Consider the following 13,828-nt stretch of genomic DNA (forward strand, 5'->3'; position numbering starts at 1 on the left):
CGCTCTGGGGCAGGGGTGTCGATCACATACGCAGGTTCTTGGGCACGCTCCTGTCCAGGCCGGTCGCCATGCGGCGCGCTCGTGGGTATGTGATGGTGCGCGTCCTGGGATACTTATCGATCGTCCTGGCCGCTCGTAGCTGCATGGAGCAGGTCGGGTAGCTGCATGGCGTTACGGGCGGGATCGCCGCCACTCGTCAGCAGGGCAGTGATCGCGATAGGCCGGACGTCGAGCACTGCGAGAGTGTCGGCGGTGAACGTCATCGCCTGCAGCGGATGCCGTCGGATGGGATGGCTGGCGCGATTGGTGATGATCTGTGTGCCGGTGCCTGGCATTTCGGCGGCGTAGACGGCGGCGCGTCCGTGTGCGCGGCTTGGTTCGAGGACGGCGACCAGGCGCAGTTGTGTCGGTTCGACGCCGAGCTCATCGCGGGTCAGTTTGCGTGCTAGCGGTGCCAGGTGCATGCGCGGCAGGGTTCGTGGCACGGTCGGGAAGGTCCAGTACGCCCCGCGTGCGAGTTCGTGGCGCAGCAGTAGGAGCTGCCCGTCTGCGCTGACGGGTATGACGAAGACACGCTCAACTCTGGTCAGGGCACGGATCAAGTCGGTGCGGGCGGCGCGCGGTTCGGTGACGGTCATCATGTACTCCGTTGGTCGTGGCTGGCGGGGACGAAACGCACGGTCGGCCTGTCGCCCGGCTGAGTGATCGACACGTGGTGCACACGCCACTTCAGCCGGACCTGCCTGAGCTGGGCGGCACCGATAGTGACCGCGTCCAACACGTTCGGGATATCGGCGAGCCTCACCCGGTGGTGCAGCGCGTCGAGAACATGGCGTTCGAGCCAGTCGGCGTCGACGGGGTGCTTGCGGCTGCACCGTGGCGGGCACTGGTAGCCCCGTGCGCCGTCGATGCCGCTGACGGCCGCCATGGGGCCGCTTCACCAGGCGCAGCGCACCAACTCCTCGAAGGAAACGGGCTGGCGGGCGGGCCGTCCCATGATGGGCAGATAGTCGCTGGTCACCTGGTGTCCTTTCAGTCTTGGCGTGAGGCAGGGCGAGTGGGAGGCATCTGACTCGCCCTGCCTCAGCCCCGGCAGGTTCGCGGCGGGTGACCGGACTTTGGCCGCGGGGCGACGTTGCGGGCGCGCCCGGAAGCTGCCGGAGTCGTTTGGGGTGCGGCGGCCCAGACCCGCACAGCGCTGGCGGAGGTGTCCGGCTCGGTCAGCGCTGCACGCGGGTCTGAACCGCCGCCCGGGGCCCCTCGTCCCGGGCGATCCGTCGCACCCCCTGCGGGCGACGGAGATTTCGGCATGGCTGCTCAGCCAGTGGGTGCCCCCGTGAAGCAGCCGATGCCAGGCACTATGTTGGCGCGTTGGCCGGCGGTTATGGCCCACCCTTCGTCGCGGCGGTGCCGAGCAGCCGTGCGAGCTTGCGTCTCGGCGCGGGGACGGGCCGCATCAGCAGCTGCCAGTCCGTGACCAGCTCGTCGAGCTGCTCCGCTTCCGTGCCGGGCATCACGATGATGTGGCTGTACCGCTCGTCGCCGGTCACGGTCCATTTCTTAAGCAGCTCCGGCGGCGGGGGCGGGAAGTAAACCGTGAAAGCGTGCGGGTTGCGCTGGGCGTCGACACCGATATCAGCCAGCCGTGCGCGGGCTTGCTCGGCCAACTGGCGTGCGGCGTCGAAACGATTGGTGTGCAGGTCGCTGCCCAGCCCGGCCAGAACGCTCCACAGCAGCAGCGGCGTGTGGCCGGACCGAGATCCGGTGATAGTGACGTCACGGGTGCCGGTGTAGGAGACACGGGCGATCGCCGCGGCGTACGGTGCTTCGGCGTAGACGATCACCCCGCAGGGCATCAGTGTGCCGAGGCTCTTGTGTCCGCTGATGCCGATTGACGTCGCTCCCGCGGTGAAGTCGAATGCTGGGCGGACGGTCTCCGGCAGCAGCGCCAGGGGCGGGCCAGACAAGGCGGCGTCGACGTGGATGCGGCGGCGGGTCAGCGCGAGCCGCCGGCAGATGGCGGTGATCCCGGCGACGTCGTCGACGGCCTCGGTCACGGTGGTGCCCGCAGTCGCGACGATCATCGCGGGTCGGTCGCGGCGCCGCGCAAGCTCGCCTTCCAGATCGGTCAGGTCCATCTGCCCGGTCGGGGTGGAGGCGACCGTCACGAACGGCAGCATCAATTTCCGGGTGATCTTGGCTACGGAGTAGTGGGCGTCGGCACTTGAGTAGACCACCAGGTCGGGAAACTGCATTCGGGCGTTCAGCAGCGCGTGCTCGGTGCACTCGGTCGATCCGCCGGTGACGTATCCCCACCGCGTTGCCGGGGCCCGCATCATGTCGCCGACCATATCGACGACCTCGACCTCCAGGCCCTTGGTGTGATTGTGGCCGTGGCCGCCGTCATACGGGCTGCCGACGTTGTTGAGCAGCTGAGTGGTCATCAGCTCGGCGAGGATCTGATGGGTCAGGTCGGTCGCACCAGGAAAGGCCAGGTTGTAGCGCTGCCCGGCGCTGGCCTTCTCCAGCAAATCCCGCAGGGTGGGGCCGGTATCGCGGGCCGGGATCAGGGTCATGCCCGCCTCCGCCCCGGTTGCCCGCCTGCGGCCCGCGTCGACAGGACCCGCCTATTGTCGGCCTGCTCAAACGTGTCCGACAGTGCCGCCAACCAGCGCAGCGGATCGCGCGGGTCGTCAGGGTCCTTACTCAGAGCGGCCCGGGTCACCGCGGTCCACGAGTACGGCGAGTGCCCCGGGGCGTAGTCCAGGTCGTGGGTCGAGCGAACCTTGAACATCCCCAGCTCGGTGCTGGCACCCCGATCGCAGAGGACGACGGTGCCGTCGGTCAGGACCACGAACACCCTGCCGGGGATGTCACCCTCCGACGCCGCGGCCCGTCGCGCCTGAACCCAAGTTCCCTTCTCGGTGTCCAGGCTCGACACGGCGACACCCGCATAGACCGCCTTCGCCGACATGGTCTTGTCCCGGCCAGTCATCAGCTCGTCTCGGATGTCGAACCCGTCCAGCACCGCTCGCGGGGCGAGTTGATGGTGCAGGTCGAACAACAGGCGTGGCAGGTCGGTGGCTTCCGGGCCCTCCAGCCACAGCCGCCACGCGGCGCTGAGCAGGTATCGCTGCTCGCGCTCGGAGTCGGGCTGCACGTATAGGACCGCCAGGGAGTGCGGGGCGATCGGGTCGCGGTAGCGCTGGTCCCAGGCGTGGCGGGCGTGCAGCGCCGACATACGCCTCATCCGCTGGACCGCCTGCCTGCGCACATCCGACCGCGACGGGTGCTCCACCAGAGGGTTTGCGGCGTGAGCCGCGCCCTGATCGTGAAGTCCTGGGGTGGTCATCTCACATCTCCAGCGTCTGCAGGCGCGACACATCCGCGGTCAGTGGATGCGGCACACCGCGCCCGACCTGGCCCCACCGCACCGGGTCGGCCCGGTGCAGCAGCGCGCCCCACACCGCCCCGGCCGCAGCGACCACCACGATCAGCGCGACGACGAGTAGCGGCAGCCGCGATCCCGTCGGCAGGCCGAGCAGAGAATGCAGGCTCGCCAACATCATCGCGATCATCAGGACACCGAGCACTAGGCCAGCCATCGGGGCGATCTGCCGGACGAACACGCCCTCGGCTGCGCCGTAGCCGTGGGCGAAGAACCGCAGCGCCGCGCCCGATGCGGCCACCAACAGGACCAGGACCGTGACTGCGCCGATCGTCGACAGCCACGTGAACATGGTCGCCATCGGGTCCGCGTCGAAATACGCGAACGTGCCGATCAGCACGAGCGTGGACGCGGAGTGCACGAGCGAACCGCCGCGCGGCGCGCCGCCCATGCCGCTGCGGCTGACCGCCGCCAAGCCGGGCGGAAGCAGACGCTCGCGGGCCATCCCGAACACATAGCGGGCGAACGTCGAGTGAAACGATACGATCGCCGCCAACACGCTGGTCACCAGCAGCAACGTCGCGATCGTGGTCACGCTCGACCCGTAAACCCGGCCCAGTAGCACCAGAGGCCCGCTCTGGGGGTCTCGGGAGGCGTCGACAACCCCACCCGGGCCGGCCGTCACCGACATCGAAAGCGCTGCCAAGGCATAAAATGCGCCTAGGAACAGTACCGCCGACAGCATCGACCGTCCCACCGTCCCCGGACGGGCTTCCTCCCCGTACACCGGAGCCGTCTCCGCGCCGACCATCGCGGCCATCCCGAAGGCCAACACACCAGAGACACCCGTCACCACCAAGTTCGACGGCGCGAGTGCAGCCAGGCTGACTTGCCCATCGGCCGGGTTCGACCAGGCCGCGATGTTGTAGAAGACGATCACCGCGATCTCCACCGCCAGCAGCGACCCGAGCAGCCGCGCATTAGCGACCCCGCCCTGCAGGCCGACTACGGCTACTACAGCCCACGCGGCAAGCGCCCACACCAGCCAGCTGCCGCCGACTAGCCCGGCCAGCGTCGCGCCGATCAGCCCGTACAGTGACACCCCGATGGCGAGATAGCCGAGCTGGCTCAGCAGACCGCCGACCAGCGCCACCGTTGGGTTGTAGCCCCGCGCCAGGATCGCCACGAACGGTGCCGGGTGAGGAACGTGCCTCGACACCGCGCCGTACCCGACGACCAGCAAACCCACTACCAGCGTGATCGCCACGAAGCTCGCTGGCACGCCCACGACGCCCGTCGCCGTGTAAGTCGTCGGCAGGCCGCCCACCAGCACTGTCAACGGCGACGAGGCACCCACCGCGTACACCCACAGAGCCGACGAACCCAACGTCCGCTGCGCCAGCGCCACACGCACGCTCATCACGCCACCTCTATCAGCGGAGTAGGTGCAGCTGAGGGACAGTCAGGCGCCGAGCAGTCGGGTCGGCGACGATGAATGCGCAGATCATTTGCACTGATCGCCACCACACTCAACCGAGGCCGCACCGGGCTGCGGCGCCAGTACCTGCCGTCGGCGACCGCCTCCCGGCTCGCAGCGGCCTCCGTCAGCCGCGCCAGAACGAATTCGTGCGTACGTTGATTCGGCCAGTCCCTACGGACCGCGAATAACTCCTGCGTATCCGGCACGCGGCACGGCCGTAGCCCGTACCAGCCCACGCCTACCAGCAACCCGCTCACTTCACGCCTCGCGACGTTGAAAGATGGCGGCCGTCGACTGCGCACTCGCCGGAGGGCACCGCCATAGGCAGCCAAGAGCCCGTCGTCCCCAGGTCGTCGCACCTCACTGCGACCGCCTCCCCACATCACAACGTCGCAGGAGGCCGACCCGGCACACGCCAGTCACATCGTGTGACGGCGCTCGCCAGCCGAGCCGGCACCTCCCGAGCCCTCGGGATTGAGAGCCTTGATCACCGAACGGCGATATGTAGCAAGCGTGGCGAGCGAATCCGGTGCAGATCAGACCGCCGTGGGGGTCTAAGATGGACCCCCTGCTGTTCCTGCGGGAACTGCGGCTCGCCGCCAACTGGCCAGGTCAGTCTGATCAGCTGATCCGCGACGAGGTGACGATGGAATGGCCTCGACACCATGCGCTCTCAAGGGTTCATCTTGATCTATGAAACCCATCCGGGAGATGATCTGACCTGGAGGTGACGTCTAGGTGCGTGCTGAGCCACAGGTCGACCCGCATTGGTGGTTGACGGAGTCCGTGGAAGGCGTTCGATTGCCTGACGTCCTCGCCCGTAGGGATGTCGGTGCGGTGTTCCGATTCCTCAGCGCGAGGGGATTCTCACGGTCGCGCCTAGCCGCCGCGACGGGTTTGCAGGAGAACCGCGTAAGCGCCATCGCCAAGGGCCGCCAAAGCGTTACCGCCTACGACGTGCTGGAGCGCATCGCCGATGGCCTGCTGATAGAGCGCGGGCTCATGGGCCTTGCCTTCGCTGATACCTCGGCACACGCGACGCAGCCCGCTACGGCCCAATCCGGACAAGGTTCGGCCAGTCGCTCTCGTGATCGCAGCCGCAGCATCATGGCGAACCTTCGCGCAGCCAACCTCGATGAGGGATATCTGCCACCGGTCGAGGCCACAACCGCGTTCTCGCGGTTCCTGGCCTCGGACTTTCGTACGTTTGTCATAGCTGGGTCGGCAGGGTGCGGCAAGACCTCGCTCGTGCGCTATCTCGCGGAGACTGAGCAGGGTGCGGTCTGGCAACTGCAGGCAGCGGACGGCGAGAATAACGACTTCGACCTAGCGACTGCCATCCTCCGGTATGGTTCAGCCGATCCCGGACCCGACCCGCTGCTCACGCTGGAGCGCCTGGTCACGTCCCTAACCGAACCGCACATCGTTGCGCTGGACGGGATCACAGCAGAACAGACGTTAGCTCACGTCTGCCAACAGGTTGATTCGATATTGCGGCAGGTTCGCAGCGTCAACCTGCGATTCGTGCTGGCCATTCGGACGCCCCCGACGTTCGACCTTTCGCGCTTTCCGATCCTGGCAGCTTCGGTCTTCCGCGAGAACGACGTGCCGGGCTCATCTGTCGTACTGGGCACATGGCCGTTGAGCACAGCGCGTGCCACGTGGGAAGCCAGCCGCGTCGGCAGCAGCCCGCGATTCGACGATCTACCAGCCTCGGTTCAGCAGTTGGCCACCGTTCCGCTCTACATGCGCCTGCTTCGCACCTCGGGCGCACCAAGACCCGCCGAGGCGAACGAGTTTCAGCTTATCGACCATTGCGTCGATGCGATCCTGACCAACGCCGGCCACCAACCCGAGGTCGCGAAGTCGCGTCTCGCCAAGTTCGCTCACGCACAGTCGCAGTCGGCCTCATCGAGGCCGTCGGCCAGGCTACGGCCAAGCCACGCGATCAACGAGGTGCAGATGGCGTTGATGGTAGCGCCCCCGTTGACTGCTTTCGTGGGCGACGAGCTCACCTTCGGCCACGACGTCATCCGCGAGTATTTCCTCGCTTTAAGCCTGTGCGACCAGATCACCGATGGCGGCCCGGCAACCGCCAGCGTCCTTCAGCTCAACGACCTCGCCACCAGGGCCGAGAGTTCCGCGAGCGTCCGCGGTGCGTTCCTGCTCACCGTTTGCGCCCTCGACCAGCGGAACCCCGAGATTCTCTCCTTCGTCGCCGGCTCGACGTTGACCAATGCTGAGTCGACCCTGACCCTCATGCTCGGACTGATCGACCAGACGCGCTTCGCGACCCAGGACGTGCTACGTCGCGCCTCCCGCAGGGCACGTCATGACACGCCGAACCTGGTCCGTGCGCTCCTAGCCACACCGTTCACGGCCGTCGCCCTGGGCGACGGCCACGCGAAGTGGTTCCTGGAACAGCTCAGATCCTTCGGCTCATCGGTCTGGGAGGACGCGGCCGCCCACCTTCACCACCTCGGGTTCGAGGCCGCCACAAGACTGCTCGACGAGGCCGATCTGCGCGTGCCCGCAGAGGCGACGTTCATCGCCAGGTACTACTACCTGTTCCCCAAGATGGGAGGTGCGAACGCCGATGTCGCCGAGGTGCTGTGCGCGCATTCGGACTGGCGGGTCCGTGCAGCCATGGCTACTGCGCTGCCAACCGCGATCACGTCCGGCACGGCTGACGGCGAATCCATCGCCACCATCCTCGCGACGGATCACGACTACAAGGTGCGTGCCGCAACTGCCGCAGGGCTCGCGAGCCTGCCAGATGATCTCGCCAGGCGGCTTCTGCCGCAATTCTTGATCGATGACAACTGGCATGTCCGGCGCAGCGCTCTCGACTCATTGATGGACCAACCTCAAGAGACGCCTGCTGCCGGACTGATCCCGCTGACGTTCGACGTCATCCAATCGCAGACAAGCTGGCGCAGCTGCCCGAGCGACATCGAAACCCGAGTGCAACGGCTGCGGCTGCTCACACCGTCCACGGACCATCCACCGGCACACGGGGCCGCCGCGGACCGGGCAGCGCTCATGCTCCTGCGTGAGTTCGCAGCTTCAGCCACCACGACCCCACCTCACGTCCACTCCAGCATCCAGGCGCTGGCGCACAGCACGCAGAGCTGGCTGCTGCAGCAGGAAGTGACCCGGGCACAGTCCAACGCCATGCGGGCCAATGCCAGGCGGGCATCAGGAGACGGCTTCCGACTACTACGCGACTCAAGAACATTGCAGGTAGCGCTGGACTTGCCGGACCTGGACAGGGCCGCCCACATCGCCGAAGACCTCGACCGGGCAGGAACACGGCTCATTGAAGTCGGAGATCCTTTGATCAAAGCCAACGGCGTCCGGGCGGTCGAGGAGCTCAGGCGTGCAGCCCCAGGTGCCGTACTCGTTGCGGAGATGATGTCGGCCGACTGGGGACGGGACCAGGTCGAGTCAGCCGCCGCCGCAGGCGCCGACGCTGTCCTGCTGATCGGCCCTGCGTCTATGGCGAGTGTCACGGCGGCGACCCGGGCCGCCCGCCGGCTCGGCGTTGCCATCGTTCTCGACATACCGGCGGCCCACGCCAACGAGAGCTGGGTGCGAAGCATGGAACGTGCGGGCGTCGACGCCTTTGCCATCACGACGAACATCGACCTCGGCGTGGGTGTTGACGACCCTATGGCCGGTGCCCGTTTAGTTCGCAGCTGGACCCGCCTGCCGGTCAGCGTGTCTGGAGGATTCAGCGCCAGCGACGACGCTATCGTCGCGTCCCGAAGCTGGGACATTCTCATAGTGGGCCGCAGTATCACCGAGGCGGTCGCGCCCGCCACTGCGGCAGCTGGCATGCTGGAGGCCATCCATAGACTCGAACCGGTAGGTGGGCCGTGAACATTCGACCGCTGTTTGTGCGTGACATCTCCGACGTGATCTCACTGATGGACATGGGCGCTCCGTTTATCAGGCCGAGGACCGAGTCTGACTACTGGATGTACGCCACGCTGTTCTCCTCAACATGCCTGATCGCCGCCGACGAGGGCCGGATGGCTGGCGCCATCATGGCATTCCGCAGCCAGGACGCGCCGGGCGAGATGTACATCCAGGATCTGATGATTCACCCAGACCACCGACGCAAGGGTGTAGCCAAGTCGCTCACGGCAGCGGTCGCAGATCACGGCAGGGCTTGGGGCTGCCAGTCAATCTTCCTTACGTCCGAGCCCGAGAACTCCGCTGCCCACGCAGCATGGCTTAGCCTCGGATTCGTCAACCGCACTGGTGATGTCTTGATCGGCGATGTACAGGTCGTCACCGACTTCAAGGGCCCTGGCAAGCACCGGGCGGTCTACGACCTCAAACTGGCGTGAACATCGCCCCCTCACCTCGGCCCGTGCGGCGGTCGCCCTGAAACCAACCTGGCATGCCGCACGAACCATGCGATAAGCGTTGTAGGTGCCCGCCGGGCTCTCGACCTCGGGACTACTCGCTGAAGATCTCCTCTCCTTCGCACACAGACACCAGCGTGTCTTAGCGTTCCGTCTGGCGCGAACGCACACGGGATTCCATGCCGCAGATCGATCAATCGGTGCCATCGAGCGCACAAGGAGGGGTCACCATGGACCCCCTTCGTGGTCTGGTCACGCTGACCTTCGTTCGGAGACGCTTACGGCCTGGCGACGCCCGTCGCGAGGCCTAGGCATACCAACCCGGCACCAAGTGATCACGATGGACCCTGGTTCTGGAGTGCTTTGACGAATCGAAGACCAGGGTCTGGCGGGTGACCCACATCGCTGGTTGGCAATATGGAGAGAAGGGCGTCATGGATAGCACAGCGCCGCTGACCGTCGTCCTATGGACTGGCGTTGAGGCACGCGTGTTGCGCGCCGCAAAGCGCATGAGCGTTCGGGCGTTTGCAGAGCATCTGGGCGTGGCTGCCCGTACGGTGTCGTATTGGGAGTCGGAGGGTCGTCAGATCACGCCCAGACCTGACATGCAGGCGATCTTGGATCGGGCGTTGGAGTCGGCCACCACCGAGGTCCGGCGCCGGTTCGCGCTATTGGCGCCGGACGCAGAGTAGGCAGTAGCTGCGCCGCGCTCCGTGCAGGGACCACCACGAATCACGCCGACACCGTGCCATCTCCCGCCACGGTGATCAGCGGAATCTGCTTCTCAATCGGTGTCATGCCTCCGTGCATGCCTATGAGGCGTGACTCCGCAGCTGGCTCACGTTTAGTCGCCACTAGCGCCCAGTCGTCTTCGCAGATGGCCACGACGTCGCCGATGCGGGCCCTGTGCTGGTCACGCACCAGGCCGAACAGGCCACGCTCCACGACCTGGTCTCGCAGGAGAACCTGCGCGACCGAGCCGAGCTTCTCCGTCCACCGCTCGTGCACGTCGCGGGTGGCGCCAGGCTCGGTGTACAGGTAGCGGACTCTGGCCTCGCCAGCAATGACCCGCAGTCCCTTGCAAAGGTCGGCGTCGTCGTCGATGTCGATGCGACGGCTTGCGGGGATGTCGAGCTGGCCATGGTCGGCCGTGATGATCAAAGCAGCGTCGGGCGGAAGCCCTTCAACGAGCCGCTGGACGAGTATGTCGGCGGTCTCGGCTGCCTTCCACCACTGGGCGGATGAGTTGCCGTGCAGGTGAGCGGCGGAGTCCATGCCGGAGTAGTAGCCGTAAACGAAACTGCGCCGCTCTCGCCGGACCGCGGCGATCATGCCCTCTGCCAAGGCCTCGGGGTCGGGTGCCATCACGTAGCCGCGTTGGCCCGTGGTCACCTGTGTCAGGCCGCTGTGAGCCAAATCCGGGCGGTTCACGATGGTGACTGCGATGTCGGCTGCCCGCAGCGCGTCGAGGATCGACGGGACCGGCTGCCAAATCTGCGGGTCAGGATCATCGGTCCAGCGTGTGTGCACCAACACACGGTCGGATTCAGGCACGTTGAGCGTGTATCCGAGAATGCCGTGTTCGCCGGCCAGAGCGCCTGTACACAGGCTGACGATGCTGGTGGCGGTGGTCGATGGGAAGCCGGTGCTGATCGGCCGCGCCGTACCGAGTCTTCCGGTCATGACGGCGTGGAACGCCGGCGTACGCTGAGGGTCGGCGGGGACGTTGTGCCAGCCCATCCCGTCCAGCAGAAGCAGCGCCACCCTGCGGGCACCCGCGATCTGGTGTGTGATGCCGAGCGGGTCTGCGAAGCCCGGCACGCCGAACGATGTGGCGACGCCCGGCAGGATCTTCGCGAGGTCGGAAGTCAATGGAGATCCTCTCTGTGGTGGGGGTCCCGGCGGGCCGGGACCCCCACAGGGTCAGCGCAGCGCGAGCAGTTCGCGGGCCGCGACGTCCGCCTCGCGAAGCGCTTCCGGCAGGCGGTCGGCGCTGCGACCGCCAGCGTTCGCGATGAGCGTGGTCCCTCCGGCCCCGCCGCCCACGGTCCTGCTGGCTGCCTGCAGTAGGCGGGCCGCTTCGACGCCGGTCTTGTCGTGGAAGGCGGTGTTGATGACCGCAACGAGGTTGGCCTTGCCTTCCTGGACGCAGCCAAGGAGCACCGCCGCAGGTTCGCCGGATGGAAGCGCCGACAGGACTACGGTTGCGATGCCGCGTAGTTCGGGCGCAGTTACCTCGGTCACCAACTCAGCCAGGATGCGCACCCCGGCGTCCGACCGGACGCGGTCGGCGAGGGCGCGCGCCATCACGTTGAGTTGATCCTGGCGATACGAAGTGAGCTGCTTTTCCGCTGCGGCCAGGGCGCTGAGCCGCTGGGTCAGCTGCTCGACGATCCGATCGGGGCGCGCGCCCAGCAACTCGCCGAGTTCACGCAGGACTGCGCGTTCGTGGTTGGCGTGACGCAGCGCGTCGACGCCGACAAGCGCCTCGACCCGGCGCAGGCCGGCGCCGATCGACGACTCGGTAAGAATGCGCACGGGTCCGGCCTGGCTGCCGTAGCCGACGTGGGTGCCGCCGCACAGCTCGCGGGAGAAGTCGCCGATGTCGACGATGCGCACGACGTCGCCGTACTTCTCGCCGAACAGCGCCGTCGCCCCGGCCGCCTCCGCCTCTGAGCGTGTCGCGTGCCAGACCCGCACCTCCGGGTTGCCCAGGACACGGTGGTTGACCTCGTCCTCCAGCGCCGCGAGCTGGTCGGGGCCGATGGCTTCGAAGTGGCTGAAGTCGAAGCGCAGTCGCCCCGGCTCGACCAGCGAGCCGTGCTGGCGGGCGTGGTCGCCGATGCGCTGGCGCAGCGTTGCATGCAGGACATGGGTCGCGCTGTGCGAGCGGGCGGTCGCTTGGCGACCCTGTTCGTCGACCGTCGCCACCACGGTCTGGCCGGTCGTCACCACACCGCTGAGGACGTGCGTGGTGTGCACGTGCAGACCGTCGATGCCGTAGCGGGTCTTGTCGACCTGCAGCACCGCCCCTTCGCCGGTGGTGAGGGTGCCGATGTCTCCGACCTGGCCGCCCGCTTCGGCGTAGAAAGGGCTGCGGTCGAGGATCACCTCGACCCGCTGACCCTGCACCGCCGCCTCGACCGGGCTGCCGTCGCGCAGCAGCCCGAGCACGGTCGCCTCACCCGCCAGATCGTCGTACCCGATGAACGCCGTGCGCCCGTGCCGGCCCGCGATCTCGCGGTAGACATCCAGCTTGACCAGGCCAGGAGTAAGGTCCGCGCGCGCTGCCTTCGCCTGGCGACGCTGCTCGTCCATGAGCTGCGCGAACCGGTCCCGGTCGAGGTCCAGGCCGGCGTCGGCCGCGATCTCCACCGTCAGGTCGATCGGAAAGCCGTAGGTGTCATGCAGTTCGAACGCAGTCTCCGCTGGCAGCGCGCCGCCGATCCGCGACTGCTTGATCGCGGTGTCGAGCAGCTTCGTGCCCTGCCGCAGCGTCCGGTCGAAGGTGTCCTCCTCCCGGGTGACGACCTTACCGATGAGCGAGCGCTGGCCGACCAGCTCCGGCCAGACGTCGCCGAGGTTGCCGATTACGCTGCCGGTGAGGTCGTCGAGGATGGGCTGTTCGACGCCGAGCAGCCGCGCATGGCGTACCGCGCGGCGCAGCAGCCGGCGCAGCACGTAGCCGCGACCCTCGTTGGACGGAAGGACACCGTCGGCGACCAGGAACGCCGCTGACCGGACGTGATCGGTTATCACCCGATAGGACACCTGCTGCTTCGGCGGCAGGGTGCTGTACTCCTCACCCGTGATCTCCTGTAGACGGTGCATAGTCGGCGCGACCAGGTCGGTCTCGCAGATGTAGCGCGCATCTTGCAGGATCAGCGCCATCCGGTCGATGCCCATGCCGGTGTCGATGTTCTTCGCCGGGAGCTCGCCCAGGATCGGGAAGCTGTCCTTGCCGTCGCCCGCGCCTCGCTCGTACTGCATGAACACCAGGTTCCAGATCTCCAGGAACCGCTCGCTGTTGACCGCTGGTCCGCCGTCGCGACCGTAGGAGTCGCCGCGGTCGTAGAAGATCTCCGAGCATGGCCCGCACGGGCCCGGCACGCCCATGGACCAGTAGTTGTCAGCCATATCCAGGCGTTGGATGCGTTCGGCGGGCACCCCGAGGCGGCGCCATAGGGAGATCGCCTCGTCGTCGTCGCGGAACACGGTCACCCACAGCCGCTCCCTGTCGAGTTGGTAGCCCTCGGTCACCAACTCGTACGCCCAGGCGATCGCCTCGGGCTTGAAGAAGTCGCCGAAGGAGAAGTTGCCCGCCATCTCGAAGAACGTGGCGTGCCGGGTGGTGTGCCCGACGTTGTCGATGTCCACGGTGCGCGCGCATTTTTGCAGCGACATCGCCCGAGGATGCTCCGGCACCCGCTCGCCGCTGAAGTAGGGCTTGAACGGCACCATGCCGGCATTGGTCAGCAGCAGCGTTGGATCGTCGGGGATGAGCGACCCGGATGGCACCAGGTGGTGGTCGCGCTGCCCGAAGTAGTCGAAGAAGGTACGGCGGATGTCGATGGAACGCATGAGTCG

The 13,828-nt window shown here is 67.0% G+C and carries 11 protein-coding genes; 4 read left to right on the forward strand and 7 right to left on the reverse strand.

The features are described from left to right. Positions 1 to 113: 113 nt before the first annotated feature. The 5 genes from HAV39_RS10555 to HAV39_RS10575 form a co-directional block, all read right to left on the reverse strand. The gene (locus HAV39_RS10555) at positions 114 to 638 is read right to left on the reverse strand and encodes a hypothetical protein (RefSeq protein ID WP_191838980.1); all 525 of its coding nucleotides are present in this window, start codon (positions 636 to 638) and stop codon (positions 114 to 116) included. After that, positions 638 to 928: a hypothetical protein gene (locus HAV39_RS10560; protein ID WP_191838981.1), complete on the reverse strand. Its 291-nt coding sequence runs from the start codon at positions 926 to 928 to the stop codon at positions 638 to 640. The genes HAV39_RS10555 and HAV39_RS10560 overlap by 1 nt, the downstream gene beginning before the upstream one ends. A gap of 454 nt (positions 929 to 1,382) precedes the next feature. After that, positions 1,383 to 2,576: a pyridoxal-dependent decarboxylase gene (locus tag HAV39_RS10565; RefSeq protein WP_191838982.1), complete on the reverse strand. Its 1,194-nt coding sequence runs from the start codon at positions 2,574 to 2,576 to the stop codon at positions 1,383 to 1,385. After that, positions 2,573 to 3,241 carry a hypothetical protein gene (locus HAV39_RS10570; RefSeq protein WP_191838983.1) on the reverse strand — a complete coding sequence of 223 codons (669 nt, stop codon included), beginning with the start codon at positions 3,239 to 3,241 and terminating at the stop codon, positions 2,573 to 2,575. Before HAV39_RS10570 ends, HAV39_RS10565 begins: the two co-directional genes overlap by 4 nt. A 112-nt stretch (positions 3,242 to 3,353) precedes the next feature. Next, entirely contained in the window at positions 3,354 to 4,808 is a 1,455-nt protein-coding gene (locus HAV39_RS10575; protein WP_191838984.1) for an APC family permease, read from the reverse strand. A gap of 619 nt (positions 4,809 to 5,427) precedes the next feature. Here HAV39_RS10575 and HAV39_RS10580 point away from each other — a divergent pair. The 4 genes from HAV39_RS10580 to HAV39_RS10595 all read left to right on the forward strand — a co-directional run bounded on the left by HAV39_RS10580 (position 5,428) and on the right by HAV39_RS10595 (position 9,933). Further along, a complete protein-coding gene (locus tag HAV39_RS10580; protein WP_191838985.1) occupies positions 5,428 to 5,565 on the forward strand; it encodes a hypothetical protein in 138 nt (45 codons plus the stop codon). 260 nt (positions 5,566 to 5,825) lie between these two features. Then, entirely contained in the window at positions 5,826 to 8,750 is a 2,925-nt protein-coding gene (locus tag HAV39_RS10585; protein WP_191838986.1) for an orotidine 5'-phosphate decarboxylase / HUMPS family protein, read from the forward strand. Then, positions 8,747 to 9,223 (forward strand): GNAT family N-acetyltransferase, encoded by a 477-nt coding sequence (locus tag HAV39_RS10590; protein WP_191838987.1) that lies wholly within the window; start codon positions 8,747 to 8,749, stop codon positions 9,221 to 9,223. Before HAV39_RS10585 ends, HAV39_RS10590 begins: the two co-directional genes overlap by 4 nt. Before the next feature lie 410 nt (positions 9,224 to 9,633). Then, positions 9,634 to 9,933, forward strand: a complete 300-nt coding sequence (locus HAV39_RS10595) for a helix-turn-helix domain-containing protein (protein WP_223124406.1) — start codon at positions 9,634 to 9,636, stop codon at positions 9,931 to 9,933. Positions 9,934 to 9,973: 40 nt separating this feature from the next. Here the strand turns inward: HAV39_RS10595 and HAV39_RS10600 are convergent, their stop codons facing one another. Further along, complete coding sequence (locus HAV39_RS10600; RefSeq protein WP_191838988.1) at positions 9,974 to 11,113, reverse strand: alkaline phosphatase family protein; 1,140 nt, start codon at positions 11,111 to 11,113, stop codon at positions 9,974 to 9,976. A 51-nt stretch (positions 11,114 to 11,164) separates the two neighbouring features. Next, positions 11,165 to 13,822, reverse strand: a complete 2,658-nt coding sequence (gene alaS / locus HAV39_RS10605) for an alanine--tRNA ligase (protein ID WP_191838989.1) — start codon at positions 13,820 to 13,822, stop codon at positions 11,165 to 11,167. Positions 13,823 to 13,828: the final 6 nt, after the last annotated feature.

The sequence above is a fragment of the Catellatospora chokoriensis genome, assembly GCF_011297315.1.
GTDB lineage: Bacteria > Actinomycetota > Actinomycetes > Mycobacteriales > Micromonosporaceae > Catellatospora > Catellatospora citrea.